The organism is Pseudomonas sp. A-RE-19 (genome assembly GCF_019956555.1).
Lineage (GTDB): Bacteria > Pseudomonadota > Gammaproteobacteria > Pseudomonadales > Pseudomonadaceae > Aquipseudomonas.
Genome location: NZ_JAHBDQ010000024.1, coordinates 57,609 through 82,580, shown reverse-complemented (window position 1 = coordinate 82,580; position 24,972 = coordinate 57,609). Strand labels below are relative to the sequence as shown.

The following is a 24,972-nucleotide window of genomic DNA, read 5'->3' as shown; positions in this document are numbered from 1 at the left end:
GAGCAGGCTCGCTCCCACAGTTGATCTTCGGCGTTCACAAATCCCTTGTGGGAGCGAGCCTGCTCGCGATGGCGGACTTAAGGTCGCGGCAATCCCCAGCCATGCATTCGCGTTTCGCGAACGGTCGTTGCCAACTGACGGTTGGATTCCCGGCCCCTCGGTCCTCTAGCCTTGGCTCATATTCCAAGAACAAGAGGTACCCCCGCGATGACTGCCCCCTTGAGTGCAATCAAAGTGATCGAGATCGGCACACTGATCGCCGCGCCGTTCGCCGCGCGTATGCTCGCCGAGTTCGGCGCCGAAGTGATCAAGATCGAAGCCATGGGCCAGGGCGATCCCCTGCGCAAATGGCGCAAGCTGCACGAAGGCACTTCGTTGTGGTGGTACCTGCAATCGCGAAACAAGAAGTCCCTGGCGCTGAATCTGAAATCCCCGGAAGGCATCGAGCTGGTCAAGCAACTGGCGACCGACGCCGATGTGCTGATCGAAAACCTGCGCCCCGGTGCCCTGGAGAAACTCGGCCTGGGCTGGGACGTGTTGCATGCCCTCAATCCCAACCTGACGCTGGTGCGCATTTCCGGTTACGGTCAGACCGGCCCGTACCGTGATCGTCCGGGTTTCGGTGCGATCGGCGAGGCCATGGGTGGGATTCGCTACACCACCGGCACCCCCGGTTCACCGCCGGCCCGAGTGGGTGTGAGCCTCGGCGATTCCCTGGCCTCGCTGCATGCGGTCATCGGTGCCTTGATGTCGCTGCTGCGGGTCAAGACCGGGCAGGGCAGCGGGCAGGTGGTGGATGTGTCGTTGGCCGAAAGCGTGTTCAACGTGATGGAAAGTCTGGTGCCGGAATACGACATGCTGGGCCATGTTCGTGAGCGTAGCGGCGGGGCGTTGCCGGGCATCGCGCCATCCAACACTTACCTGACCGCCGACGGCGCCTACGTGGTGATCGCCGGCAACAGTGACCCGATCTATAAGCGTCTGATGGCGGTAATTGGCCGGGTCGATCTGGCCGAAGCGCCGGAGTTCGCGCATAACGATGGCCGCGCCGCCAAAAGTAATGTGCTCGACGCCGCCATCACTCACTGGACCAGCAGCCTGCCCATCGACGACGTGCTGTCGTCCCTGGAAGCTGCCGAAGTCCCGGCCGGGCGCATCTATTCGGTAGCCGACATCGTCGCCGATCCTCACTATCAGGCGCGGGGCATGCTGCTCAGTGCCGAACTGCCCGGCGGCGCCACGGTGAAGATGCCGGGCATCGTGCCGAAAATGTCCGAGACCCCTGGTGGCGTGAACTGGTCGGGACCGAGTCTGGGGCAGCACACCGACGGCATCCTCGCGGAGCTGGGCCTGACGGACCAGGACATCGAACGGCTGAAAGCTGAAGGGGTGGTGCAATGATCACTGATTATTCCGAGTCGCTGATCGTTCAGGAAGTCTCCCCTCGTGATGGTTTGCAGATCGAGCCGACCTGGGTCGAAACCGCCGACAAGATTGCGCTGATCGATCAGTTGTCGCTGGCAGGGTTCAGCCGTATCGAAGCGGGCTCGTTCGTTTCGCCCAAGGCCATTCCAGCGCTGCGCGATGGCGAGCAGGTGTTCAAGGGCATCGCCCGACAGCCAGGCGTGATCTATGTCGCATTGATCCCTAACCTCAAAGGCGCACAACGGGCGCTGGACTCGGGGGCTGATGAGCTGAACCTGGTAATGTCCGCCAGCCAGACCCACAACCTGGCGAATATGCGGATGCGCTGCGAGGCGTCATTGGCGGCGTTTGGCGAGATCGTCGAATTCGTTCGCGGCACGCAGGTGCGGCTCAACGGCAGCATCGCCACGACCTTCGGTTGCCCGTTCGAAGGCTGGATCGATGAGGACCGAGTGCTGCAGATTGTCGACGCCTATCAGGAACTCGGGATTCAGGGCATTACCTTGGCCGACACCACCGGGATGGCCAATCCACGCCAGGTCGATCGGCTGGTGCGCAGAGTCTTGCAGCGGGTTTCGCCGGCGGATCTGACCCTGCATTTCCACAACACTCGCGGCCTTGGTTTGTGCAATGTACTGGCCGCCTACGAGGCCGGAGCCCGCCGCTTCGACGCGGCCCTCGGTGGCCTTGGCGGTTGTCCGTTTGCGCCGGGTGCTTCGGGCAATATCTGCACTGAAGATCTGGTCAACCTGTGCGATGAAATCGGTCTTCACACCGGCATAGATCTGCCGTTGTTGCTGAAGTTGTCCCGAGGGTTACCCGCGTTGCTGGGCCACGAAGTGCCCGGGCAGTTAGCCAAAGCAGGACGCAATTGCGACCTGCACCCGACACCTTCCTGACCTACCACGAACCCTGTAGGAGCGAGGCTTGCCCGCGAAAGCGGTGTGTCAGCCTCCGTCGATGCTGAATGGCAGACCGCTTTCGCGGGCAAGCCTCGCTCCTACAAAAAAGTGCGTTCACTGAACATCTCAACCAGACAACAAAAACAATCGGACTCCCACGGGAAGTCCATCTGGAGAAACACTATGAGCCTTAACGTACTGGAGGCGGGCGCAAGCTCGTCCGTTAGCCACGACGCCGAAAAAGCCCTGGTCCGCAAAGTCGCCTGGCGACTGATGCCGCTGATCATGGTCTGCTACCTGTTCGCGTTTTTTGATCGCATCAACATCAGCTTTGCCAAGTTCCAGTTGCAGACCGACCTGAGCCTGAGCGACACCGCTTACGGCCTCGGCGCCGGCCTGTTTGTGGTGGGTTACGTGATCTTCGAAGTGCCGAGCAACATGATGCTCTACAAGGTCGGCGCTCGGCGCTGGATCGCCCGGATCATGATGTCCTGGGGGATCGCCACGGCGGCCATGGTCTTCGTCAACAGCGAATGGCAGTTCTATGCCCTGCGCTTCGTGATCGGCGCAATGGAGGCGGGTTTCGCTCCCGGCGTGCTGTATTACCTGACGCTGTGGTTCCCGCAGCACTATCGCGGGCGCATCACCTCGATGCTGTTTCTCGCGTCGGCGTTTGCCGGGCTGGTCGGCGCACCGTTTTCCGGCCTGGTGCTGCAACACCTCGATGGCTTCCTTGATATGCGCGGCTGGCACTGGCTGTTTCTGCTCGGTGGCGTGCCTTGCATCGGCCTCGGTTTGTTGGTGCTGACCTTGCTCAAGGACCGCATCGAAGATGCCCATTGGCTGACGCCGTCAGAGAAAACACTACTCGCCAGCCGTATCGCTCACCACGAACCCCACAAGAGCGGCGGCTCCTTGCTGGCTGCGCTGCGGATCCCGGGTTTCCTGACGCTGGGGCTGATCTACTTTCTGATTCAGGTGGCGTCTTACGGCTTGAATTTCTGGGCACCGCAACTGATCCGCAGCGCCGGCACCGAGAGTCCGGTGATGATCGGCTTGCTGACCGCCATCCCTTACATTTGCGGCGCCATCAGCATGGTGGTGATCGGGCGGTTGTCCGATGCCACCGGCGAGCGGCGCAAGTTTGTCGCGGGTCTGGTGGCGGTAGGCGCGGTGGGGTTCTTCTGCGCAGGGATCTTCGCTAACCAAACGACTTTCCTGATTGTCGCCCTGGGTTTGCTCGGTGCCGGGATCATTGCCTCCATCCCCAGCTTTTGGACCCTGCCGCCGAAGCTGCTGGCCGGTGCCGGCGCTGGTGCCGCTGGCGGGATTGCGGTGATCAATACCCTTGGCCAGTTCGGTGGGATCGTCAGCCCGGTCATGGTCGGGCGGATCAAGGACCTGACCGGCAGCACCACCCCGGCCCTGTACGTCATCGGCGTCGCCGCGCTGATCGCCGCTGCGTTGTTGCTGTGGGGGTTGCCGCAGAAGCTGCGTACGCTCGATAAGTTCTGAACCTTGAGGACGCCATCGCGAGCAGGCTCGCTCCCACATTAACTGCGTCGGGCACAGAATTTGTGTCCGGCGCCAATCCGTGTGGGAGCGAGCCTGCTCGCGAAGACTGACTCACAGCCAACAAAACCCCAGCGGCTATACGCTCAAGGACGTTTAAGTTGTACGCTCCGGTCGGAACCAGCCTCAAGGTTACTAAACCCATGCTAACCGGCCTCAACCACCTGACCCTCGCCGTCACCGACCTGAACCGCAGCGTGGCGTTCTATCGCGATCTGCTGCAACTTCAGCTCGATGCCACGTGGGATACCGGCGCCTATCTGTCGCTACCCGGTCTGTGGTTGTGCCTTTCACTCGATCCGCTGCGCGAATCCGCGCCTGCCGCCGACTACACCCATTACGCCTTCAGCCTCGACGCTGCAGGCTTCCCGTTGTTCGTCGAACACCTGCGATCCGCCAAGGTGCAGGAATGGCGGGACAACCGCAGCGAAGGCGCATCGTTCTATTTTCTCGACCCGGACGGGCACAAGCTTGAGGTGCATGTCGGGGATCTGGCGTCACGGCTGGCGGCATGCCGGCAACGTCCGTATGCGGGAATGAAGTTCTTCGACGATCAGTGAGTCGATTCCTGGGCTCCTGAGATAGACTTGCGCCCATTCATTCGGCGTTTCCACAGGAATTCCCATGACTCCATCGCTGCTAATGGCCGTTCTCGCCTCGGGTTTTATTTATGGCATCACGCCGGGGCCGGGTGTGCTGGCGGTGTTTGGTATCGGCGCGGCGCGTGGACGGCGGGCCGGAGCGGGGTTTCTGTGCGGGCATTTGCTGGGCGATGTGGTCTGGTGCAGCACGGCGTTGATCGCGATTGTCGGTGCGCGGGAAATCGGCAGCACCGCATTCGATGTGCTGGGCGTGCTCAGCGGGCTCTACCTGTTCTGGCTGGGCCTGCGCGCGGTTCGCGCTCGTCGTGACAGTGCCGAGGTGCCTCAAGGCCCGGCGCGGCAGCCGTTCTGGCACGGGATCATGTTCGGTCTGACCAACCCCAAGGCATACCCGGTGGCGGTGGCGACCTTTACTGCGCTGCTGTCCAGCCGTGCAGAATTGCTGCATTGGTCGATGCTGCCATGGTTGATCGTCTTGAGCTTCATAGGTGGCCTTATGGCCTACGCTATCCTCGTAGGCATTGTCGGTGCACGTCAGGTGCGCACGTTGTATCAGCGCCATGAACTGGCGATCACCCGGTTGTGCGGGGTGATGTTCATCGGTTTTGCCATTAACGCCCTGATGCATGCGCTGCCGGGGTTGATGACGAACAAGGCTTGAGACTGATCGCAGGGAAGCGTCAGCTACACAGTCATCGCTCGGGCGTATGACCGGTCAAGGAGGGGTTGTTCAACGTTGCATTGTCCGGACACGCTCTCGGCATCATGGAAACCAGAAATTCCGCACCACTGGCGAGCTATATCGACCTTTTGCTGGACGCCGTCTGTGCGGTGGACAAACAAGGTCGCTTCGTATTTGTCAGCGCGGCCTGCGAGCGCATTTTCGGCTATACCCCCGATGAATTGATTGGCCAGCCGATGATCGATCTGGTCCATCCAGCCGACCGACAGCGTACCCTCGATGCCGCGCGGGAGATCATGGGGGGCGAGCCCAAGCTCAACTTTGAAAATCGTTACCTGCGCAAGGACGGTCGGGTGGCGCACATCCTCTGGTCGGCGCGCTGGTCGGAGGTTGATCAGTTGCGCATTGCCGTGGCGCGGGACATCACCGAGCGTAAACAGGCCGAGTCCCGGCAAGCGGCGTTGTACGCAATCTCCGAAGCGGCTCACGCGGCGGAAGATCTGCTGGCGCTGTTCAAGCGCATTCATTCGATCATCGGTGAATGGCTCCCGGCGTTGAATTTCTCCGTGGCGCTGCATGACGAGCACGGCGCGCAGCTGAATTTCCCCTATCACGTCGACGACCGTGAACCGCAACCCGAGGAACCCGGGACGGTGACCGGGCGTCTTTGCAGTGAAGTGATTCGCAGCGGCCTGCCGATTCTGCTGACACCGGATCAGGACGATCCGCCGGCGGGGTTTGCGGCGCTGGTCGCGGGCCAGGATTCGCCCTGCTGGCTGGGCGTGCCGTTGAGTTCGCAGAACGGCACCATTGGCGCGTTGATCGTCAAAAGCGTACCGGGCGGCGAGCGCTATACCGAGCAAGACAAGGAGCTGCTGCAGTATGTTTGCGCTCAGGTCGCGACCGCTATCGAGCGCAAGCAATTGCATGCCCGGCTCCAGCGCATGGCCCAGTACGACCAACTGACTCAGTTGCCCAATCGCGAATTGCTGCGCGAACGCCTCAAAGTCTCGCTGGCACTGGCCCGCGCAGACTGCGGTCGAATGGCGTTGCTTTACGTCGACCTCGACCGTTTCAAGCAAGTCAACGACACCCACGGACATGCGGTCGGCGACATGCTGCTGCAAGCGGTTGCCAACCGGCTCAAGGGCTGCGTACGCGAAACTGACACGGTGGCGCGCATCGGCGGGGATGAATTTGTCGTGTTGTTGCACAGCATCCACGCTGCGGAAGACGCCGAGAATGTGGCGGGAAAAATCCGCCAGGTGCTGGTTCAGCCCCTGCGCCTGGACGGGCATAACCTGAACATCCAACCGAGTATCGGCGTTGCGTATTACCCCGAACACGGTACTGAAGAAAAACAGTTGTTCAGGCATGCCGATGAGGCGATGTACACCGCCAAGCGCCAGCATCACCTGCGTCTCGGGGCCTGAAAATGGGTCACCGTTCGTCGCGGCACTACCAGGTTTTCTAAACCTTTTTGGCGATGGAAATTCTTATTCTATGCGGGCGGCTGCTCGCTACGATCATCACCAAGAGGATGAGAACCATGCCTACTTCAAAAAATCCGAGTCCGGGTAGTGCCCACGATCGAACGAAGGCGTCTGAAGCCGGTCGCAAAGGTGGGAAAACCACCACAATGACCGTCGATAAAGACTCCGCGAAAGGCGGAATGGGCCGCAAAGGTGGTCAGAAATCCCGGTAATAGTGAACGTGGTTTTATTAAAAGACGGGGGCGCAAGCCCCCGTTGGAATTTTCAAAGAAGGAGGGCGCGACCATGAGCCGGATGGCCACCCGTTTACGCAATGCCAGTTTTGTCACGTTACTGGGTCTGTTTGCCAACAGCGCCTTTGCCCAGTCAGCCGCTGAATTCATCAACGAAGTGTCGGCCAAAGGCATGGCCGAGATCGAAGCCAGTCGCCTGGCGCACCAGAAAACCGAATCCAGGGAGGTCAAGGATTACACCGTCGTGGTGATCAACGACCTCACCACCGCCAACCAGCATCTGGCGAAAATTGCCAAACAACTCGATTTACCGGTTGCGCCCCGCGAAGAGGTGGTCGACAAGGCAAAAGCCTTGATGCCGGAGGTGAAGGACGATGCCTCGTTCGATCAGGCGTACGCCGCCAGTCAGGTGAAAACCACCCAGGAAGCCATCGAGGAACTTCAACAGCGGGCGCAGACCACGGACGTGCCGCAAATCAAAGCGTTCGCCGAAGAAACCCTGCCCAAACTGCAAAACCACCTGCAAATGGCCAGGGCGCTGCAAGCCAGTCGCTAGTCGCCTGTTGCGCGGGTGACGTCGCCGTCACCCGCGGGGCATGGATCAACATTCATTCAATCCTGTTTCTTTGTTTCCGGGACAACCGTGCCGTCCAGGGAAATCGTTTCGCCCTCGCCGAGGTTGCGATATTTCTTTCTCAATGCTTCCAACTGTTTGATATCCAGCGATTCGAGCCCCAGCATCGCGTTCTGCGCTTCTTTCGTTACGCGCAATAACTCATCGACTTTCAAGTGCAATATGTCCGTGTCGCGGTTCTGAGTGTTCTGGATCAGGAACACCATCAGGAAGGTGATGATGGTGGTCGACGTGTTGATGACCAGTTGCCAGGTATCGTTGAAATGAAAAATCGGCCCGCTCAAGCCCCAAAGGAGAATCAGAACGATCGCCCCTAGAAATGTCCGAGGCTGGCCGGCCCACAGGGAGAGTTTCTGTGCGACTTTCGCGAATTTCATTGCCGTATTCCTCATCGGGATGCGCCTGATTTTCAGACAGCACGGGCGTAATGAAAATTCTGCTGAATATTGCCTGCGGGATGAAAACTCGGTGCGCTGAACACTCTGTCAGAGCGCATCGTTCGGGGGCGAGAAAGTCGCAATCATTTCCACTGCCGAGGGAGTTGATCCCTAGCGCCTTTCATCGGAATGCGGCCTATGGCTTGTTGCATATGGAATCTTTGATTGAAATCTTTCTTTGTGCCGGTTTGTGTCTAGTATCAATGGCAGTCACTTTGCCAGCATGCAAGCACACGGATCGTAACCAAGTAAGAGGTCACTCATGGAATTCTTTGAGAAGTTAGCAAGCCTAGCCGCCAAGGTTCGTTTGCAAAGCGCTGCAATTCAGACGGAGGAGGCGACCAAGAATGCTTTTGTCATGCCCTTCATCAGTACGGTACTTGGCTACGATGTCTTTGATCCGAGTGAGGTGACTCCAGAATTCGTTTGCGATATCGGAACGAAAAAAGGAGAAAAAATTGACTACGCAATCATGAAGGAAGGAGAGGTACAGATCCTCATCGAGTGCAAAAAAATAGGCGAGTCGCTGCACATCAATCACGCCTCCCAACTATTTCGCTATTTCCATGTCACCAGTGCTCGAATCTCTATCCTCACTAACGGCCAGGTCTATAAATTCTTCACCGACCTGGATGCACCCAACAAGATGGATGAGAAACCGTTTCTTGAACTCGACCTTCTGGATATCGATGAGTACTCCGTCCCCGAATTGATCAAGCTCACCAAGTCTGCGTTCGACGTGGATTCAATCATCAATGCTGCAGGTGAGCTGAAATACGTCAGTCAGATCAAAAAGGTCATTGCTTCGCAGGTCATCAAACCTGATGACGACTTTGTAAAAGTCTTCGCCTCCCGAGTGTATGACGGGGTCATAACTCAAAAAGTCCGTGAGCAGTTCCACGAACTGACGAGAAAAGCAGTCGTGCAGTTTCTCAATGATCAGATCAATGACCGACTCAAATCAGCCATGAGTGGTGCCATTCAGCCTGCGCTGGCGTCGATACCGGGTCCTGCCGGCGGCAGTGGTCTGACAGATCAGCGTGACGAATCAGAGGATAAAGTGCTGACGACCCTGGAAGAATTGGAGGGGTATCACATTGTCCGTGCCGTGGTTCGTTCGGTTGTGGACGCTAAACGGATAGTACAGCGCGATACGCAAAGCTATTTTGGGATCTTGCTCGATGACAACAATCGCAAGCCGATTTGTCGCCTTCATTTCAATCGTTCACAAAAGTACATTGGGATTTTTGACGAAGAAAAAAATGAAACGCGTCATCCGATTGGCTCGGTTGATGAGATTTACGATTATTCGGATCACTTGAAGAAGACAGTTGGATATTACGACTAACCCTGTTGGACACGTACCATAAAAAACCGGCCTTTGAGGTCAATGCCAGTCAGTTAAGTGGGTGAACCGCTTTTCGTAGGAGCCAGGCTTGCCGGCGAAGACGCACTTAAGGACGCCTTCGCCGGCAAGCCTGGCTCCTACAACTGACTGGCATTGGCCTCAAAGGCCGGTTTTTTTGTGCATATCTGTTCACGCCGACAGCGTCACCTCAGTTTTCCAGCTGAAGTACCCCAACACTTCACAGCGCTGATTGATCAGCATGAAGCTCAATTCGCACGCAGCCACGCCCGCGCTCAGTTGCGAGCACTCCCAATAATGATCATCGGCGCTATGGCTGCCCGGCTGGGTCGGGTTGGCGGGGTCGGGCGCGGGGACGGTCTGGTCGCCGTGGACGATCAGTTTGGGCGGTGAAAGGACCCCGGCATCGTCCACCGTGATGTTGTGGAATACCACGGTGTGTTCGGCCAGCAAACTGACGGTCCTGCCGCGGATATGGAAAACTTTTCCGTTGCTGGCCGTTAGCATTATTTTGCTGTCATTTTCAGTACTTTGTGTCGTCGTGCTACTAGTCACGGGGAAGATGAAACCATCTTCAATCACAGTCGGGTTCTGCGATTCAAGACTGGGTTGCGGATAGCGTGAAAGCAACGATTCGGCATCGACAATCAGCAGCACACTACTGGCTATCACGGCACCCGCCGAAGGGGAGGTAATCGGTTCGGAAGTCATCATGGATCCTTTCATGATGTTGACGCAAAACGGTAACCGCTTCGGTTCAAGCGAGACATCCTGTTCCAGCCGAGGCGGCAACGAGCTCGGTAGGCCCCTCGTTGCCAAGGGGCCCGGCCCAGCATCAGTTACGGATGGTAATGAACGGATCCCATGTGCAGCAGCCGATGATCTGGCAGTCGCGATTCACGATCAGAAACTGGAAGTGATAGGTCACGCTGCCGCAGGCAAGGGTTTCCGAAGACCAGTAATGGTTATCGACCTTCTGGCAGCTGGGCACCGACGGATTGCTGGTGTTAGGGACTGCGAAGGAGGCGGTAGCCTTGCGTGGCGTGGGCGTAGAGATCAACTCGTTGCCTGCGTTACCGACGAACTTGTAGAAAATCACTGCTTGCTCGAAGCCCAGCGACAGGCTGGCTTCACGCCAGCGAATCAGATCGCCTACCTGGGCTTTCAAGTTGAGCTCACCGCCGGCCTGGCCGCTCACCACGTTGTTCTGGTTGGTCACCATGTACACATGACTGACGTCGATCATCGTCGGCGCAGCAGGGTTTTTGCTGATGTTCGGGTAGTTTTTCAGAATGGTTTCGGTGTCGATGGAAACAAGTACATCCGTGACTCGAGACATAGTAAAGCTCCTTTGATCATAGTGATTACCTGGCTACCTACCAGGCACGACAACGCTTGTTTGCCTTGCGGCCGTTGCGAACACACGACTTTGGAACCCACTCGATCACGGGGTACGAGCTGGCCTTGCTCCTTGCCTTGAAATGACGGGTTGGGTTCCTTCCAACAGGCCGCGACTAGGACTATAGATGTCATTTTTATACTGTCAAAACCGCTTTTACTGTTGCTCGACGAACGGTCATTTTGGTTATCGATTTCAATGAATTGGCGATAAGAAAAGGCTCATTCAGATCCCCTGTATTTTTCAATCATCAAGTGATCCGGGTTCAGGCAATAGACAGACAAGACCTGTTAAAAAAGCAATGAACCAGGCAGGAGCATGGTTAGGAAAGGGGGCTGTTTTTTGCTGATTCACTCGATTTGGCTTTCAAGCCTGAGGAGGCGGCATGTTTTTACGTTACATGGTGTTGCTGGCGGTGGTGGTTGCTGCTGCGGGTTGTGTGCAGGAACGGGTTGTTCATGATCGGCGTCCGGTGCAGCGTGAATATGTTGAGGTCATCGCGCCGCAGCCGCCACCGGAACGGGTTATCGAGGTAGAGCCTGCGGGGCGGCCGGGTTACCTCTGGTCCAGGGGTTACTGGCGCTGGGAAGGTGGGCGTTATGTCGCCGTTCATGGCCATTGGGTCCCGGAACGGCCGGGGTATCGTTATGTGCATCCGCACTGGGAGCAACATAACGATGGCTGGCATTGGCGGGTGGGGGCGTGGGTTAACTGACGCGGTCGATGTATCGTAGCGAACCGGTTGTCTGCCTCTGGCTACAACCCTGCATCGACAGGAGAGCGATATGAGTTGGTCCGCCAAACAATACGTAGCGTTTGAAGATGAGCGCACGCGCCCGGCGCGTGACTTGCTGGCCGCGATTCCCGCCATGGATGTCCGATCGGCCGTCGACATCGGTTGTGGCCCCGGTAATTCAACCGAGTTGCTGGTGCAGCGTTTTCCCAATGCCGCGGTGCTTGGGTTGGACAGTTCACCCGATATGATCGAGGCCGCCCGCAAGCGCTTGCCTCACCTGCGTTTCGACACTGCTGATATTGATTCCTGGAACGACACCGGCCCGTTCGACGTGATTTTCGCCAACGCGGTATTGCAGTGGCTGCCCGACCACGCCCGGTTACTGCCGTCATTGGTGACCAGGCTCGTGCCCGGAGGCAGCCTGGCGATTCAGATGCCCGACAACCTCAACGAGCCGTCGCACCGGCTGATGCGCGAGGTCGCGGCGAATGGCCCCTGGGCTGACAAACTGGCAAGGGCCGCTGGCCAGCGAACGGAAATGGAGGATGCTGGCGGCTACTACTCGATGCTGCGTGCCCACTGCACTCGGGTCGATGTATGGCGCACCACTTACTATCACCCGCTCGCGGACGGCGCATCGGGCGTGGTCGAGTGGTTCAAGGGCTCCGGTTTGCGGCCTTTTCTCGAACCGCTGGATGACGCGCAGCGGGCGCAATATCTCAAGCAGTATCAGACGGTGATCGAGCAGGCTTATCCAGCGCTGAGCGATGGTTCGGTGCTGCTGCCGTTTCCGCGGTTGTTCATGGTGGCGACGCGCTGACGAATAAAGGGACACGCTTGGTCGTTTGTCCCTTTGGTTTGTCCCTGGAGCCCTTTGGTGAGCTCCGTGAAGAGTTCAAATGCGAATACGTATCAAAAGCTATCGGTACGGTATACCATGCGCCGCAAATTATTTGGCACGTATGCCATCCATTTGGCTTCTTCACCAAGGTTCATCATCAATGCGTCGTACTCTGCTTTCTATCTGTGTGCTTCAGGCGTTTTCTCCTTCTACATGGGCAGAGCAAGCCGCTACGGAAAAGACCAGTCTGGAGTTGCAAGCGACCGACATCATCGGTACGACGGACTATGAAACGGCACAAGGGCCGGTGAGGGGGTATCACGCAACGCGGTCGGCCAGTGCGACGCGAACCGACACTGCGATTCACGAGACGCCGCAGTCCATCAGCGTGGTGTCCAAGGATGTTGTAGAGGACATCGGTGCAACTCGTCTTCAGGACGCACTCGATTATGCCGGCGGAGTGGGACGGGCCAACAACTTCGGTGGTCAGGGGCTGACCACTTTTACGGTGCGTGGATTTACCACCGGAGAGTTTTATCGCAACGGTTTTCCGATCAACCGTGGTTATCCGAACATGCCTGATGCCAACACCATCGAGCGGCTGGAGGTTCTGCGCGGCCCAGCGACCATGCTCTATGGCCGGGGCGATCCTGGTGGCACGTTCAACGTGGTCTCCAAACAGCCGCTTGCAGAACGCACGGTAACGCTGGGCAGCCAACTGGACGACCAGGGTATGCAGCGCGGCACGCTGGATGCCTCTGGCCCGCTCGACGAAGAGGGTCGTCTGGCGTATCGCCTAAATGTGGTGGGCGAGGGAGGAGATACCTTCCGTGACCATGTCGAAACCGAACGTTATGGTGTGACGCCGGTTCTATCCTGGCAGGCCAACGACGACACCAAGGTGATTTTCGAGGGCGACTTCATGCGCAACAATCACCCGCTGGATCGCGGTGTGACGCGCTATCCGAATCAGATTGGCACAGCATCCCGTGACACCTTCTTCGGTGAAAAAGACGCGGGCAAATTACACAACGACAACAACATGGCGCAGCTGCGGTTCGAGCACCTGCTAAGTGATAACTGGACATTGGGTGGTGGTTTTCAATGGTTCGATGGCACCTTGCAGGGCAACGCAATTGAAGCCAATGGTGTCGCCGCTGATGGGCGCACGCTGGGTCGTAACTTCAGCTACCGCAAGCTGGAATGGACGGACAAAGACACTCAACTGAACCTCACCGGGCATTTCTCCACGGGCGGCTTCGATCACACGCTGTTGACCGGCGTCGAGTACGAGGACTATGACTACAAGTCCATCATCCAGCGCTCCAGCGGAGCGGTCGGCGCCTATTCGATCGACCTCTTCAATCCGGTGTACGGCCAGCCTCGCCCAGCCCTGACCCGTACCCCGACCAACGACAAGGAAAACCTCAAGACATACGCGGCCTTCGTTCAGGATCAGGTGGCGTTGACCGAGCGTTTAAAAGTCTTGGCGGGTGCCCGTTTCGAGCGCTTTGAGCATGAATACGAAACCTTTGTACCGGGTGGCAGAAGCTGGGCTGCGAGCGACAAAGCGGTGACGCCGCGTCTTGGGGTGATTTACGACCTGACCGATACTGTGGCGGTGTATGCCGATGCAGCACGCTCTTTCAAGCCCAATACGGGGGCCAGCCGTCAGGGCGGTGGCTTTGAGCCGGAAAAGGGCAAGTCTTATGAGATGGGTATCAAATGGGAAGCCCTGGATCGCCAGTTGAGCGTTGACGCGGCGATATACCAGATTGAAAAACGCAACGTCCTCACCACCGACCCCGTGGACTCTACATTCAGCGTGGCGGCTGGCGAGGTACGTAGCCGTGGCTTCGATCTGAACGTGGCAGGCAATCTGACTCCAGAGTGGCGGGTGATTGGCGGCTATGCCTATGTCGATGCCGAGGTCACCAAGGACAATGTGATCCAGTCGGGAACCCGGCTGATGAACATTCCGCAGAACAGCTTCAGCCTGCTCAACGTCTACGAGTTTCAGGATGGCACTTTCAAAGGGCTAGGCTTGGGGGTGGGGGGTAAATACGTCGATGAACGTGCGGGCCAGACCGCTAACACGGCGTTTTCGATGGGCTGCTACACAGTCGTCGATCTGCTCGGTTTCTACAAGGTCAATGACCAGGTCAGGCTTAATCTCGATGTGAAGAACCTGTTCGACCGTGACTATGAAGAAGGAGCCTTTGGTAATGTCTATGCTTACCCTGGTGAGCCGAGAACCGTTCAGGTCGGTATTTCTTACACGCTCTAGGCGATCTAGCCGCCATCGCAAGCGATTCAAGTCTTGGCTGACCAAGTGATTTTGGTTGAGTACAAAAGGGTCCTTCAAGGGGAATGCCAGTCAGTTAGTCTGACTGGCATTTTTATTTCTAAACGGATACTTCGGGGATTTAAACCTGACGGCCGGGGATAAATACGCTGCTCTCGTCGATGAGACAGGACATCGTGCTTCTAAAGCAGCTGATCAATCAAAACCGCATTGGTATAGATCAAGCTTCCATCGCTCGCTCGATGCCCGACCAAATGGAACTGACCGCGCTCGTGCTGCAAGTAGACGCGCATTTGGCAGTCGGACAAGGGGCCGTATCCCTCTGGCAAGATCAAATCCATTGAGCTCATGTCGACATCGACCATGGCTTCAGGCTCATGGGTCGTCTGTAGGCGTTCTTCAGCTTCCTCTAGACGTAGATGGAGGGGGCCATCGACATCAAAGCTGACCTCACCCATCGGGGTGGACTTTTGGGCGCCGCTGGTTTTGCACCAGCCTTCGATCGTCAGGTTACTCATGACGAAACCTCCGTCGTGGACTGCTGGACTCTGTAGTTCTTGGCTCTTCTCGATGCCATCCGCTTCTGGCCAGTACTGCCATCCGTCATCAGAATTGAGTATAGCTGGCAAGCGGGCCCTGCTTGCTGCAGCCGCTTCAATTCGCTACGCCCATTTAGTCCCGAGAGACGTGATGTTGAATATTTATAGTGATATGTAGCGAATAGCTTTAAACGATTAACTTAATGTTCGAATTGGAATATCCGGGCGTCAGGTTTTTCAGAAAAAGCGCTTGTTTTCGCCCATGCACTATACTTCTTGCTGACTTTACCGCCGGAATGGATGGTACTTGTCTGCCCTGCTTGGACGTCAGTGGCGATGCTTTTGCATAACCAGTGAACAACAGGAATAGGATGAAGAGAAAATGGCAATAGCAATTATCTTGATACTAATCGTTATTGCATCAGTGCTGTTCAATATCCTGGCGCCCTGGCATGCGACACCGGCAGCTTCCAACTGGGGATCAATCGACACCACCCTGTTCATCACCCTGATCATTAGCGGAATATTTTTCATCGCCGTCACGGTATTCATGGCGATAGCCGTGATGCGTTATCGTCACAAGGAGGGTTCCAGGGCGCACTACCAGCCAGAAAGTAAAAAGTTGGAAACATGGTTGATTATCGTGACTTCGGTAGGTATTGCCGCCATGTTGGCGCCAGGTCTGGTTGTTTACAATGATTTCATCCGGGTGCCGAAAAATGCTTATGAACTTGAAGTAGTCGCCCAGCAGTGGCAGTGGGCCTTTCGCTTTCCCGGCCAGGACGGGAAGTTGGGTAAGTCGGATATCAAGTTTGTTGATTCCACCAATCCCTTCGGCCTTGACCCCAAGGATCCTGTTGGGCAAGACGATGTACTTGTATTAAACAATGAAGTTCGCCTTCCGCTCGATAAGCCGGTAAAAGTTTTACTGCGCTCTAAAGATGTACTTCACGATTTCTATGTGCCACAAATGCGCAGCAAGATGGACATGGTGCCAGGGATGGTGTCGTACTTTTGGTTTACGCCGACTAAAACCGGGAAGTATGAAGTCCTTTGTGCTGAATATTGTGGCGTAGGTCATTACAACATGCGCGGCCATATGATCGTTGAGGAGCAGGACGCCTTCGATCAATGGCTGAACAGCCAACCGACTTTTGCGCAGACATTAACGACAGCGACCAAGCCCAGTCGGGACAGCGTGCTGGAAAAAGGCCGCCAGTTGGTCGAAAAGCTTGGCTGCAATGCCTGCCATAGCCAGGATGGCAGTGCCAGTCTCGGCCCGGGATGGAAGGGGCTGTACGGCCGGACAGAACAGCTTGCCGATGGCACCAGTGTGCTGGTCGATGAGGCCTACCTGAAAGAGTCGATCCTCGATCCGAAGGCCCGACTGGTACAGGGCTACCCGCCGGTCATGGTGACCTATACTCTCAATGACGATGAACTGGGTGCACTCGTCGCCCTGATCAAATCGCTGGGTGCTGCGCGGCAAGACAATGAACCTTCTGCCAGCGAAGCGCCGGGCCCGGGTGACGACTTGGCGGCGCAGGGACAGCGTCTGGCCCAGTCGCTCGGCTGTCTGGCCTGCCACAGTGTCGATGGCAGCAAGGGCGTCGGCCCCAGCTGGCAGGGTCTGTATGGCAAGACAGAAACCCTTGCCGATGGTACGAGTATCAAGGTCGATGAGGGCTATATAAAGGATTCGGTTCTTAATCCCGGCGCCAAAATCGTCAAAGGCTATGCAGCCGTCATGCCGGCCTTTTCTCCGAATGATAAGGAGTTGAACGCACTGATCGCTTTTATCAAATCCAAAGCGAATGCCGACGCTGATGCGAGCAAGGCGGAGCCAGGGAAGTAGCCGTAAAGCAGCCAGGAATGCACCGAAACTTCGACAGGAGGATGACGTGATGGCCTATGCGGAGCAAGCCGAAACAGAAGCACTGCACGAACCCAAAAGTTTCCTGACCAAATATATCTGGAGTCAGGACCACAAGGTCATCGCCATTCAATATTCCTTGACGGCTTTATTCGTGGGCGTTATCGCCGTGGTGTTGTCCGGCTTGATGCGCATACAGATTGGCTTCCCCGGCACTTTGGCGTTCATGGACGCCAGTACTTACTATCAGGCGATGACCATGCACGGCATGATCATGGTCATTTACTTGCTGACGGCTTTGTTTCTGGGTGGCTTCGGCAACTATCTGATCCCACTGATGGTGGGCGCCCGCGACATGGTCTTCCCCTATGTCAACATGCTGAGTTACTGGTTCTACCTGCTAGCGGTAGTGGTGTTGCTCTCCAGTTTCTTTGTCCCTGGCGGCCCCACCGGTGCGGGCTGGACGCTCTATCCGCCACAGTCCATTTCTCAGGGGACACCGGGGGTCCAATGGGGCATCGTCCTGATGCTCGTCTCACTGGCGATTTTTATTGTCGCCGCCACCATGGGCGGTTTGAACTACGTCACCACAGTTTTGCAGGCGCGCACGCACGGCATGACATTGTTTCGCATGCCGCTCTCCGTATGGGGAATCTTCATGGCCTCGATCATGGCCTTGCTGGCCTTCCCGGCGTTGTTTGTCAGTGCGGTCATGATGCTGTTTGACAAGCTGTTGGGCACCAGCTTCTTTATGCCGGCGATGGTCTCGTTGGGGCAGTCGCTCGATCACCAGGGTGGCAGCCCAATATTATTCCAGCACCTGTTCTGGTTCTTCGGCCACCCGGAGGTCTACATCGTTGCTCTCCCTGCGTTTGGTCTGGTCTCCGACTTGATCAGCACGCATGCGCGTAAAAATATCTTCGGCTACCGAATGATGGTGTGGGCCATTATTGCGATTGGCGTACTCAGCTTTGTGGTCTGGGCGCACCATATGTATGTCAGCGGAATGAACCCGTACTTTGGCTTTTTCTTCGCGACCACCACCTTGATCATCGCGGTGCCGACCGCACTGAAAGTCTACAACTGGGTGCTGACCCTGTGGCGCGGCGACATCCATCTGACCGTGCCGATGCTGTTTGCGCTGGCCTTTATCGTCACCTTCCTGGTCGGCGGTCTGACCGGGTTGTTTCTCGGCAATGTGATCGTGGATATTCCGCTCTCGGACACCTATTTCGTCGTCGCCCATTTTCATATGGTCATGGGGGTCGCACCGGTACTGGTGGTGTTCGGCGGAATTTATCATTGGTTCCCGAAAGTCACCGGGCGCATGTTGAACGACACCCTGGGCAAGCTGCATTTCTGGATTACCTTTCTGGGCACCTACGCCATCTTCTTCCCCATGCATTACCTGGGATTCCAGGGCATGCCACGCCGCTATTACGCCTATGAAAACTACGCGTTCATCCCGCAGTCGGCGCAGGATTTGAATGCCTTCATTACGGTGGTCGCATTGACCGTTGGCGTTTCCCAGCTGCTGTTCCTGTTCAACCTGGCCTGGAGTGCATTCAAGGGCAAGCCCGCAGGCAGTAATCCCTGGGGCGCGGCCAGCCTGGAATGGCAAACGCCGAACACCCCGCCGATTCACGGTAACTGGGGAGCGAAGCTACCGGTCGTGCATCGCTGGGCCTATGACTACAGTGTGCCGGGGATAGAACAGGATTTCGTTCCGCAAACCGTCTCCGCCGAGGAGCTGGAGCAGATGCGGCAACTGAGCGCCGGAACCAAGATAGCGGACGTTAAAACATGAAAAGGCTGCTATTGAGAAACGCCGACGGCGCTGATCCCGGCGGCAGTTGGAGTCGCGACCCTGGGGGTATTCAGGCCAGCGAGGGTGCCGATAGACGCCTAATCGCAAGAGTGGGCCTGCGTCTGTTTCTGGGCGTGGTGAGCTCGTTATTCTTTCTTTTCCTGATCGCCTTTATCGCCCGTTCACAAATGACCGACTGGCTACCCCTGACAGAGCCCTTGGCGCCGTTAGCCAATCTCTGGCAGCTATGGCTGAATTCGGCTTTTCTGGTATTGAGTTGCGTCGCACTGCAGGGGGCGCGTATGGCCGCCCGGCGTGCTCGACTGGGTGCAACGGTCATTGGTTTTGCATTGGGGGGCGTATTTGCCATTGCCTTTCTGGTGGGGCAACTCTGGGTCTGGCAGCAGTTTGTCGCCTGGGGCTACTTTGTCGCCAGCAATCCGGCCAACAGTTTCTTCTACCTGTTGACCGGCATGCATGGGCTCCACCTGCTGGGCGGGCTGATAGCCTGGGGCATCATCGTCGCTAAATTCCTGCATCGCGTGCCGTTGCCGCAACTCAGCGTCAACATAGAGCTCTGTACCACCTATTGGCATTACTTACTGGGTCTTTGGTTCGTGCTATTCGCTTTGCTGGCCAGCACGCCGCAAACCTATGAAGCCATCGCCAGACTCTGCGGCCTGAGGTGAAAAGCCATGGCATCGCACCCACTTGCCCCAAGCGAGTCCAGTTCATCCAATCCACCAGACTTGCCGCCTGCACCGGGATGGCAGGGCATCGCCAGCGACTGGTCCTCGGATAGAGAGGCCTTCAAGCAGGTCCCCTGGGGCAAGGCGATGATGTGGATATTCCTGCTCAGCGATACGTTTATATTCACCTGTTTTTTAACCGGCTACATGTCGGTACGCATGACCATCACCACCGCCTGGCCGAACCCCAGTGAAGTGTTCGCATTGACGATCGGCGGTAGAGAAATCCCACTTATTCTGATCGCCATCATGACCTTTGTGCTGATCAGCAGCAGTGGCACCATGGCCATGGCCGTTAATTTCGCCTATCGCCGTGATCGCGCGAAAACCACAGCCCTGATGCTGGTGACCGCTGCCTTGGGTGTGACCTTCGTCAGCATGCAGGCATTTGAATGGAGCAAGCTCATTGCAGAAGGGGTGCGTCCCTGGGGGAATCCCATGGGGGCGGCGCAATTTGGTGCCAGCTTTTTCATGATTACCGGTTTCCACGGATTGCATGTGTCAATCGGCGCCATCTACCTCAGCATTGTGGCGTTGAAAGTAATGCGGGGCGATTATGAGCGCTCCGGAAACTATCAGAACGTCGAGATAGCCGGGCTTTACTGGCACTTCGTGGATTTGGTGTGGGTGTTTATTTTTGCTTTCTTCTATTTATGGTAGAGGAGCACAGGTGATGGCACATGCTCAGGGTCAGCAACATCCAATCAGTTTGTACCTTAAAATTTGGGGGCTGTTATTCGTCCTCAGCACGATGTCGTACCTTGTCGACTATTTCCATTTCCATGGCTACCTTCGGTGGTCCCTGATTATCACTTTCATGTTGTTGAAGGCAGGTTTGATTGTCTCCATCTTCATGCATATGGCCTGGGAACGGTTGGCCATGGTCTACGCCATATTGGTGCCACCTTTGTGTTTGCTGGTGCTCGTCGGACTCATGGCCACCGAGGCGGACTATGTTTTCCTCAGCCGGGTCATTTTCTTCGGCCAAGGCCAATAAGCAGCTTCCGGTGACCTGAGTCGACAGGGGCTAACCCGATATCACTCGCTTGAACTGATGCCATTTGTGCTGCCAGGCTACTGTCCAGTGGGGGGCTGCCGTTCCCGTACCGGCGATCGTCAGCTTTGGATGATGTTCGATTACCCGGTCCAATACCGGTTCCTGATCCGGTTCAACATCCACGAAGAAGATGTGTTTTCCATCTTCTACCATCTGTTTAAAACTGCGGAAGTGAGCGTTCGGTACCTGGATACCAAAAAAGCCGCCTTCCCAGATGCAGAAGCCGAATATAACAATGGCCAGAAAGATAAAAGGCATCCAGCCAGCGGCGGATTCGGTCCAGCCCAGCCAATAGGCGCCGCCAAGGACCAGCGCCGCGAGTGGCACGCCGACCACCGCACCAATCTCGCCAGAATGAACAACATCCTGTTTCATTAACGAGTTGACCTCGTGGAGGTGATGTTCTTCAACATCAGCAACTTTTTCACTGAGCACATGAATTTGTTCGGTATTGATGCCGTTGGCTTCCAGTTCATTTTCAACGGCTTCGAGATCGTCGAGATTGTCACTGATGTAATAGTGTCGATTCATGCCACACCTCCCATCTCGCGTTGGCTGTAGACCTCCTCTGTCGTGCAGCCGTTAACTGAGATTTGCAGTCGGTATCTGTGTCCGTGGGGAACGTTGCACGCTTCATGCAATTCGTAGGAAGTATAGCATTCGCTAGCATGCCGGTCGGTCGACGTCAAGGTCTGAGAGGTGGCATCAGGGTTTGGCGCAGTCCGACGAATTCTGTGTCGAAGTGCCATTAGTCAATTCGCTCAACGAGGGCGGAAACAGGAGTCAGACATTCAAAGCGGGCACTGCAAGCCCCCAAAACCCCAGACACAAAAAAACCGGCCATCGAGGCCGGTTTTTTTATTCCTGCATCCCCCGTCAAAAACTGACGTGAGACAAAAATTCGATTGGAGCGGGTGAAGGGATGAACAGGTGGCATCCAACCAATTGGTTTTCAACGGATAAGGCCACCACTGATAGGGCGGCGACACCGCATTGTGTACCAAGACGGCTAGGTCCATCAAGTATGTGACCTTGCCACCCTGCGAACCGAAGGGAGTATTTCCGTACTGATTAGGCGTGGTGCTTCAATTGCTGAGCAGATTTTCGATGCTGACCTAATCAAGGCGGAGTCGGTGGTATTTGGTATCTCTGTACATAAGTCGTATAGCACGCCATAAGAGCCACTGTAATCATGATCGGCAGAGAGCGGCCCTTCGTGACTGACTGTAATCGGCCGATTCTGTTGAAAAAGTCGGTTTCCCCAAAATGTTCGAATACTGGTGGGTGAAAACACCTCTTTTGCACGCTGCTACGTAAAATCCGATTCCGGAAGCCTCTGCTGAAAGCAAGGATTTCAATCTCAGGCGCGTACTTTTCTGCCGTGGAAACCAAGCCGGACTTTTTCAACAGAATCGGCTGAGAGCGGTCAGTCGACTGATCAGGTGGAGACGGCCCACAGGCGGACATAACATCAGGAGGATAAATAACGCCCGACTCTCGCTTCCAGCAGCTTGATCAAAGCAGGTGCCATGTATTCGTAATCATCCGAAATATTCAGACAGATGATACGTTTATTCGCCAACTCCGAGGTGAAGCGAGCAGTCAGTTTCTTTCGATGGATTTGCTCCATAACAAAAATGAGATCGGCCCACCCTAGAAGCTCCTGGCTTACAGGAACATCCGCATCGTTATTGACACCAGCCGATGCTGTCTCAACTCCCGACCAATCAGCAAAAAATTGCTCGGCGGTCGGACTACCTAGGCGGTTTTTGCCGCAGATGAACAACACATTCAAAGTGGGTTAGCTCCAAACTGTTCCGGAGATCCGAAGCTCAGGTTCGGATACGTTGACGTGCTCACAGCGTAGCTTCTGGGAATAAAAGGAATGTGTCCGTTCTGGCCGATTATTGCCTGACAACAAGGGCTGCTATCGACGTTCTCTCCCAGTCGCGCGAGACAGAAAGCGACCCAATATAGATAGTCCATGTCGAGCGCAACAAATTGTCGGGATGAATTACTCCCCGGATTGCAAGCGCTCGATAGCTTCGAGAAGCTGGCCGTCGAAGTACTCGGTTTCATCTCGTTCCTGGTCTTTCATGCGGCGCTTCGCCTCAATCAGCAAGTGTTCCGTCGCGATATTCTGATTCAAAAAAGTAGCGACCATAAGATCATTCAAACTCTCTAGAGGTGTGTCCCATGCCTCCCTGCAACGCTGAATGAGTCCTGTGGGGGTATCGCCACTCCATGGACCTAAAATATCCGACACTGCCAGGGTGGAGGTCATGAGGCTGCCTTTGAGAGAAATTGAAGAGCTGGTAATTTCGCACGCTCGGGAGATTGATGAATAGCGAAATCGACCGACAGCTACTGGCCCAGAGTGTGTAAAAACTCCAAAGCCAGCTCGGATGATTAAAAATCGCCCCCAAACGCGCATTGCCGCATCTGTCCGGCGTCAGTAGGATTCGGTCATCGCTGACATAAATGGATGTGTATATGGAAAGCATGCCGAGACTGGAAATTGAGCGCGTTGCGTATCAAGAGTTTTTAACTCTTTGGGAACGCGGAACATTCGATAATCAGCGCTTAGGCCAAGCGTTCTATAACCATTTTCGGCTTCATCGTCTGAGTGACCAAACGCGCCTGTTCGGTCTCTATGAAACTGACGGAGACAAGGCCATAACCGCGATCTCCCGCCTGTTCCAAATCAGATAACTCCGACCCCGCGTTTCGCGAGAGCAGGGTCAGCCTTGGGGCGAAAACGGCCCTGCCTCCAGCGGCTATCCGTCTGAACCTCCGTAAGCTACTCTATCCATCGGCCGCTTGGCGCCATTCAAGTTTCGGGATAGTGCATGGAAGCTGTCGACGCAAACCGCCTGAAGATCTGGCAAGCACTTTCAGAGTTTTTCCTCGATACCGAGATCACTGACGCAACCTTTGACTATGTCGCTCGCGTAGTCCTCGAAACAGGCTATTCACCCCAAGAAATTCACAGCATCCTGTGGGGCGAAGTTTTCCCGGTGCTTGAAGGAAACCTTAGATCCATTGCTGGTGAATGGGCGGGATGGACGGATGATTGGCTGTTAGAGCATCTCTCGGTATGCGATACCTTTGCGACCAAGATGGGTGACAGCGGCATTATCAAGGAAATCAGTAGATGCTGGGGGCAAGTGGCAAACCGACTCCCTCCGGTGTATGCCTGAAAACCCACTTACGATCAATGCTCCCGGTGGCGACATGCTCCTATCGGCCAAAGGCGGACACGTCGGCCTGGTTTGCGTCAGAAAATAACTCGAGATTATTAGAATGCCGGTTGAGTGCAAAAGGTGCGGTCAAGGTTCAGTCCAAGCTATGCGTATCCGTTCTACGAATATCTTGCTGTGGGTCTGCGAGGAGTGTGAAGCGACATGGAAAAGCCAAGAGGAAGTCAACGTCGGTAAGTTTGAAGACTACGGAACGCTAATGAGGGGAATCGGGCGCAGCATTTTGTGGTCGGAGCTAGTGCCCCAGTAAAAAGCGCGCAACATTCGCTTTACACTTTCTGCGAACCGTCCGCTTGGGGTCGATAGCGACCATCACTCGTTGTGACTGATTCACCCTTGTCCTCCCTCAACGTGGAGGACGAGCCATGAACACTATTGCTAGATACAGCCATCAGCCTTGGAACAAGGGAAAGCTTGTGGGGCAGAAAGCCCCGCTCCGAGTCAGAGATATCTGGGCTATTCGGGTCAGACTCCAGCTCGCGGAGAAGACACGTGATTTGGCGCTCTTCAACTTGGCCATCGACAGCAAACTGCGTGCCAGTGATTTAACCAAGCTGAGAGTTCGAGACATCGCCCATGGGGAGCATGTATCGTCGCGTGCCATCGTGATGCAGCAGAAAACTCAGCACCCAGTGCAATTTGAAATCACTGAGCAAACTCGAACGGTTTTGGAGGCGTGGATGCATCAGGCGCATCTCCGCAGCGAGGACTTCTTGTTTCCAACCCGATTGCACGCTTCAGACCATCTTTCCACCAGGCAATACGCTCGAATAGTCAAAGCGTGGGTGACAGCCATTGGCCTGGACCCAACCATGTACGGTACTCACACACTACGGCGAACCAAAGCATCGTTGATCTATCGCAGGACGAAGAACCTGAGAGCTATCCAGCTTCTGCTTGGGCACACGAAGCTTGAAAGCACCGTTAGATACTTGGGAATCGAGGTCGATGATGCCCTGGAAATGGCGGAACAAACGGAAGTCTGACCATCCATAGTGGCGGTCGATGCTTGACCGTCGCTATCCGACCCATAGCAGCGGTCTGAGCTGGCATCGGTTAA

General features: G+C 55.9%; 27 protein-coding genes. 20 read left to right on the top strand and 7 right to left on the bottom strand.

Features of this window, described 5'->3' with window-relative positions; genetic code table 11:
* The first annotated feature begins 207 nt into the window (after positions 1-207).
* The 8 genes from KGB14_RS17290 to KGB14_RS17255 all read left to right on the top strand — a co-directional run bounded on the left by KGB14_RS17290 (position 208) and on the right by KGB14_RS17255 (position 7,465).
* On the top strand, positions 208-1,401 hold the full coding sequence (locus KGB14_RS17290) for a CaiB/BaiF CoA transferase family protein (protein WP_223487968.1): 1,194 nt from the start codon (positions 208-210) through the stop codon (positions 1,399-1,401).
* Complete coding sequence (locus KGB14_RS17285; protein ID WP_223487967.1) at positions 1,398-2,324, top strand: hydroxymethylglutaryl-CoA lyase; 927 nt, start codon at positions 1,398-1,400, stop codon at positions 2,322-2,324. The genes KGB14_RS17290 and KGB14_RS17285 overlap by 4 nt, the downstream gene beginning before the upstream one ends.
* A gap of 186 nt (positions 2,325-2,510) precedes the next feature.
* Entirely contained in the window at positions 2,511-3,842 is a 1,332-nt protein-coding gene (locus KGB14_RS17280) for an MFS transporter (RefSeq protein WP_223487966.1), read from the top strand.
* 200 nt (positions 3,843-4,042) lie between these two features.
* The gene (gene fos / locus KGB14_RS17275; RefSeq protein WP_223487965.1) at positions 4,043-4,459 is read left to right on the top strand and encodes a fosfomycin resistance glutathione transferase; all 417 of its coding nucleotides are present in this window, start codon (positions 4,043-4,045) and stop codon (positions 4,457-4,459) included.
* Between the two features lie 64 nt (positions 4,460-4,523).
* The gene (locus KGB14_RS17270) at positions 4,524-5,162 is read left to right on the top strand and encodes a LysE family translocator (protein WP_223487964.1); all 639 of its coding nucleotides are present in this window, start codon (positions 4,524-4,526) and stop codon (positions 5,160-5,162) included.
* A gap of 104 nt (positions 5,163-5,266) precedes the next feature.
* Positions 5,267-6,616 carry a diguanylate cyclase domain-containing protein gene (locus KGB14_RS17265; protein WP_223487963.1) on the top strand — a complete coding sequence of 450 codons (1,350 nt, stop codon included), beginning with the start codon at positions 5,267-5,269 and terminating at the stop codon, positions 6,614-6,616.
* Positions 6,617-6,732: 116 nt separating this feature from the next.
* On the top strand, positions 6,733-6,888 hold the full coding sequence (locus KGB14_RS17260; protein ID WP_223487962.1) for a KGG domain-containing protein: 156 nt from the start codon (positions 6,733-6,735) through the stop codon (positions 6,886-6,888).
* Between the two features lie 73 nt (positions 6,889-6,961).
* Complete coding sequence (locus KGB14_RS17255) at positions 6,962-7,465, top strand: DUF4142 domain-containing protein (RefSeq protein ID WP_223487961.1); 504 nt, start codon at positions 6,962-6,964, stop codon at positions 7,463-7,465.
* 56 nt (positions 7,466-7,521) lie between these two features.
* On the opposite strand, the gene KGB14_RS17250 is transcribed toward KGB14_RS17255, so the two are convergent.
* Positions 7,522-7,920 carry a low affinity iron permease family protein gene (locus KGB14_RS17250; protein WP_223487960.1) on the bottom strand — a complete coding sequence of 133 codons (399 nt, stop codon included), beginning with the start codon at positions 7,918-7,920 and terminating at the stop codon, positions 7,522-7,524.
* A 322-nt stretch (positions 7,921-8,242) separates the two neighbouring features.
* Here KGB14_RS17250 and KGB14_RS17245 point away from each other — a divergent pair, with 322 nt between their 5' ends.
* A complete protein-coding gene (locus KGB14_RS17245) occupies positions 8,243-9,328 on the top strand; it encodes a type I restriction endonuclease (protein WP_223487959.1) in 1,086 nt (361 codons plus the stop codon).
* Positions 9,329-9,517: 189 nt separating this feature from the next.
* Here the strand turns inward: KGB14_RS17245 and KGB14_RS17240 are convergent, their stop codons facing one another.
* Positions 9,518-10,057: an AidA/PixA family protein gene (locus tag KGB14_RS17240; RefSeq protein WP_223487978.1), complete on the bottom strand. Its 540-nt coding sequence runs from the start codon at positions 10,055-10,057 to the stop codon at positions 9,518-9,520.
* Positions 10,058-10,181: 124 nt separating this feature from the next.
* Positions 10,182-10,685: an inclusion body family protein gene (locus KGB14_RS17235; RefSeq protein WP_223487958.1), complete on the bottom strand. Its 504-nt coding sequence runs from the start codon at positions 10,683-10,685 to the stop codon at positions 10,182-10,184.
* Between the two features lie 445 nt (positions 10,686-11,130).
* Here KGB14_RS17235 and KGB14_RS17230 point away from each other — a divergent pair, with 445 nt between their 5' ends.
* The 3 genes from KGB14_RS17230 (at position 11,131) to KGB14_RS17220 (ending at position 14,609) form a co-directional block, all read left to right on the top strand.
* Positions 11,131-11,460, top strand: coding sequence for a hypothetical protein (locus tag KGB14_RS17230; RefSeq protein WP_223487957.1), 330 nt, complete (start codon positions 11,131-11,133; stop codon positions 11,458-11,460).
* Positions 11,461-11,530: 70 nt separating this feature from the next.
* Complete coding sequence (gene tam / locus KGB14_RS17225) at positions 11,531-12,301, top strand: trans-aconitate 2-methyltransferase (RefSeq protein ID WP_223487956.1); 771 nt, start codon at positions 11,531-11,533, stop codon at positions 12,299-12,301.
* A gap of 181 nt (positions 12,302-12,482) precedes the next feature.
* Positions 12,483-14,609, top strand: coding sequence for a TonB-dependent siderophore receptor (locus tag KGB14_RS17220; RefSeq protein ID WP_223487955.1), 2,127 nt, complete (start codon positions 12,483-12,485; stop codon positions 14,607-14,609).
* A gap of 200 nt (positions 14,610-14,809) precedes the next feature.
* Here the strand turns inward: KGB14_RS17220 and KGB14_RS17215 are convergent, their stop codons facing one another.
* The gene (locus KGB14_RS17215; protein WP_223487954.1) at positions 14,810-15,145 is read right to left on the bottom strand and encodes a hypothetical protein; all 336 of its coding nucleotides are present in this window, start codon (positions 15,143-15,145) and stop codon (positions 14,810-14,812) included.
* A gap of 403 nt (positions 15,146-15,548) precedes the next feature.
* On the opposite strand from KGB14_RS17215, the gene KGB14_RS17210 reads away from it, so the two are divergent.
* The 5 genes from KGB14_RS17210 to KGB14_RS17190 are packed head-to-tail and all read left to right on the top strand — an operon-like array spanning position 15,549 to position 20,592.
* Positions 15,549-17,021: a cytochrome c oxidase subunit II gene (locus tag KGB14_RS17210; RefSeq protein WP_223487953.1), complete on the top strand. Its 1,473-nt coding sequence runs from the start codon at positions 15,549-15,551 to the stop codon at positions 17,019-17,021.
* A gap of 49 nt (positions 17,022-17,070) precedes the next feature.
* Positions 17,071-18,846 carry a cytochrome c oxidase subunit I gene (ctaD, locus tag KGB14_RS17205; protein ID WP_223487977.1) on the top strand — a complete coding sequence of 592 codons (1,776 nt, stop codon included), beginning with the start codon at positions 17,071-17,073 and terminating at the stop codon, positions 18,844-18,846.
* Positions 18,843-19,535 (top strand): cytochrome c oxidase subunit 3, encoded by a 693-nt coding sequence (locus KGB14_RS17200; RefSeq protein ID WP_223487952.1) that lies wholly within the window; start codon positions 18,843-18,845, stop codon positions 19,533-19,535. Before ctaD ends, KGB14_RS17200 begins: the two co-directional genes overlap by 4 nt.
* 6 nt (positions 19,536-19,541) lie before the next feature.
* Positions 19,542-20,255, top strand: a complete 714-nt coding sequence (locus tag KGB14_RS17195) for a heme-copper oxidase subunit III family protein (protein WP_223487951.1) — start codon at positions 19,542-19,544, stop codon at positions 20,253-20,255.
* A 13-nt stretch (positions 20,256-20,268) separates the two neighbouring features.
* The gene (locus KGB14_RS17190) at positions 20,269-20,592 is read left to right on the top strand and encodes a cytochrome C oxidase subunit IV family protein (RefSeq protein ID WP_223487950.1); all 324 of its coding nucleotides are present in this window, start codon (positions 20,269-20,271) and stop codon (positions 20,590-20,592) included.
* A 30-nt stretch (positions 20,593-20,622) separates the two neighbouring features.
* Here KGB14_RS17190 and KGB14_RS17185 read toward each other — a convergent pair whose 3' ends face one another.
* The 3 genes from KGB14_RS17185 to KGB14_RS17175 form a co-directional block, all read right to left on the bottom strand.
* On the bottom strand, positions 20,623-21,183 hold the full coding sequence (locus tag KGB14_RS17185; protein WP_223487949.1) for a magnesium transporter: 561 nt from the start codon (positions 21,181-21,183) through the stop codon (positions 20,623-20,625).
* Positions 21,184-22,123: 940 nt separating this feature from the next.
* A complete protein-coding gene (locus tag KGB14_RS17180; RefSeq protein ID WP_223487948.1) occupies positions 22,124-22,447 on the bottom strand; it encodes a low molecular weight protein tyrosine phosphatase family protein in 324 nt (107 codons plus the stop codon).
* 219 nt (positions 22,448-22,666) lie between these two features.
* Entirely contained in the window at positions 22,667-22,936 is a 270-nt protein-coding gene (locus tag KGB14_RS17175; RefSeq protein ID WP_223487947.1) for a hypothetical protein, read from the bottom strand.
* Positions 22,937-23,145: 209 nt separating this feature from the next.
* Here KGB14_RS17175 and KGB14_RS17170 point away from each other — a divergent pair, with 209 nt between their 5' ends.
* The 3 genes from KGB14_RS17170 (at position 23,146) to KGB14_RS17160 (ending at position 24,898) form a co-directional block, all read left to right on the top strand.
* On the top strand, positions 23,146-23,364 hold the full coding sequence (locus KGB14_RS17170) for a hypothetical protein (RefSeq protein WP_223487946.1): 219 nt from the start codon (positions 23,146-23,148) through the stop codon (positions 23,362-23,364).
* A gap of 137 nt (positions 23,365-23,501) precedes the next feature.
* Positions 23,502-23,852, top strand: coding sequence for a hypothetical protein (locus KGB14_RS17165; RefSeq protein WP_223487945.1), 351 nt, complete (start codon positions 23,502-23,504; stop codon positions 23,850-23,852).
* A gap of 425 nt (positions 23,853-24,277) precedes the next feature.
* Positions 24,278-24,898, top strand: coding sequence for a tyrosine-type recombinase/integrase (locus KGB14_RS17160; protein ID WP_223487944.1), 621 nt, complete (start codon positions 24,278-24,280; stop codon positions 24,896-24,898).
* Positions 24,899-24,972 lie beyond the last annotated feature (74 nt).

What these genes read in the sequence shown, in the direction of transcription:
- KGB14_RS17290 (WP_223487968.1), top strand. Translation starts at nt 208, where the DNA reads ATGACTGCCCCCTTGAGTGCAATCAAAGTGATCGAGATCGGCACACTG.
- KGB14_RS17285 (WP_223487967.1), top strand. Translation starts at nt 1,398, where the DNA reads ATGATCACTGATTATTCCGAGTCGCTGATCGTTCAGGAAGTCTCCCCT.
- KGB14_RS17280 (WP_223487966.1), top strand. Translation starts at nt 2,511, where the DNA reads ATGAGCCTTAACGTACTGGAGGCGGGCGCAAGCTCGTCCGTTAGCCAC.
- fos (WP_223487965.1), top strand. Translation starts at nt 4,043, where the DNA reads ATGCTAACCGGCCTCAACCACCTGACCCTCGCCGTCACCGACCTGAAC.
- KGB14_RS17270 (WP_223487964.1), top strand. Translation starts at nt 4,524, where the DNA reads ATGACTCCATCGCTGCTAATGGCCGTTCTCGCCTCGGGTTTTATTTAT.
- KGB14_RS17265 (WP_223487963.1), top strand. Translation starts at nt 5,267, where the DNA reads ATGGAAACCAGAAATTCCGCACCACTGGCGAGCTATATCGACCTTTTG.
- KGB14_RS17260 (WP_223487962.1), top strand. Translation starts at nt 6,733, where the DNA reads ATGCCTACTTCAAAAAATCCGAGTCCGGGTAGTGCCCACGATCGAACG.
- KGB14_RS17255 (WP_223487961.1), top strand. Translation starts at nt 6,962, where the DNA reads ATGAGCCGGATGGCCACCCGTTTACGCAATGCCAGTTTTGTCACGTTA.
- KGB14_RS17250 (WP_223487960.1), bottom strand. Translation starts at nt 7,920, where the DNA reads ATGAAATTCGCGAAAGTCGCACAGAAACTCTCCCTGTGGGCCGGCCAG.
- KGB14_RS17245 (WP_223487959.1), top strand. Translation starts at nt 8,243, where the DNA reads ATGGAATTCTTTGAGAAGTTAGCAAGCCTAGCCGCCAAGGTTCGTTTG.
- KGB14_RS17240 (WP_223487978.1), bottom strand. Translation starts at nt 10,057, where the DNA reads ATGACTTCCGAACCGATTACCTCCCCTTCGGCGGGTGCCGTGATAGCC.
- KGB14_RS17235 (WP_223487958.1), bottom strand. Translation starts at nt 10,685, where the DNA reads ATGTCTCGAGTCACGGATGTACTTGTTTCCATCGACACCGAAACCATT.
- KGB14_RS17230 (WP_223487957.1), top strand. Translation starts at nt 11,131, where the DNA reads ATGTTTTTACGTTACATGGTGTTGCTGGCGGTGGTGGTTGCTGCTGCG.
- tam (WP_223487956.1), top strand. Translation starts at nt 11,531, where the DNA reads ATGAGTTGGTCCGCCAAACAATACGTAGCGTTTGAAGATGAGCGCACG.
- KGB14_RS17220 (WP_223487955.1), top strand. Translation starts at nt 12,483, where the DNA reads ATGCGTCGTACTCTGCTTTCTATCTGTGTGCTTCAGGCGTTTTCTCCT.
- KGB14_RS17215 (WP_223487954.1), bottom strand. Translation starts at nt 15,145, where the DNA reads ATGAGTAACCTGACGATCGAAGGCTGGTGCAAAACCAGCGGCGCCCAA.
- KGB14_RS17210 (WP_223487953.1), top strand. Translation starts at nt 15,549, where the DNA reads ATGGCAATAGCAATTATCTTGATACTAATCGTTATTGCATCAGTGCTG.
- ctaD (WP_223487977.1), top strand. Translation starts at nt 17,071, where the DNA reads ATGGCCTATGCGGAGCAAGCCGAAACAGAAGCACTGCACGAACCCAAA.
- KGB14_RS17200 (WP_223487952.1), top strand. Translation starts at nt 18,843, where the DNA reads ATGAAAAGGCTGCTATTGAGAAACGCCGACGGCGCTGATCCCGGCGGC.
- KGB14_RS17195 (WP_223487951.1), top strand. Translation starts at nt 19,542, where the DNA reads ATGGCATCGCACCCACTTGCCCCAAGCGAGTCCAGTTCATCCAATCCA.
- KGB14_RS17190 (WP_223487950.1), top strand. Translation starts at nt 20,269, where the DNA reads ATGGCACATGCTCAGGGTCAGCAACATCCAATCAGTTTGTACCTTAAA.
- KGB14_RS17185 (WP_223487949.1), bottom strand. Translation starts at nt 21,183, where the DNA reads ATGAATCGACACTATTACATCAGTGACAATCTCGACGATCTCGAAGCC.
- KGB14_RS17175 (WP_223487947.1), bottom strand. Translation starts at nt 22,936, where the DNA reads ATGACCTCCACCCTGGCAGTGTCGGATATTTTAGGTCCATGGAGTGGC.
- KGB14_RS17170 (WP_223487946.1), top strand. Translation starts at nt 23,146, where the DNA reads ATGGAAAGCATGCCGAGACTGGAAATTGAGCGCGTTGCGTATCAAGAG.
- KGB14_RS17165 (WP_223487945.1), top strand. Translation starts at nt 23,502, where the DNA reads ATGGAAGCTGTCGACGCAAACCGCCTGAAGATCTGGCAAGCACTTTCA.
- KGB14_RS17160 (WP_223487944.1), top strand. Translation starts at nt 24,278, where the DNA reads ATGAACACTATTGCTAGATACAGCCATCAGCCTTGGAACAAGGGAAAG.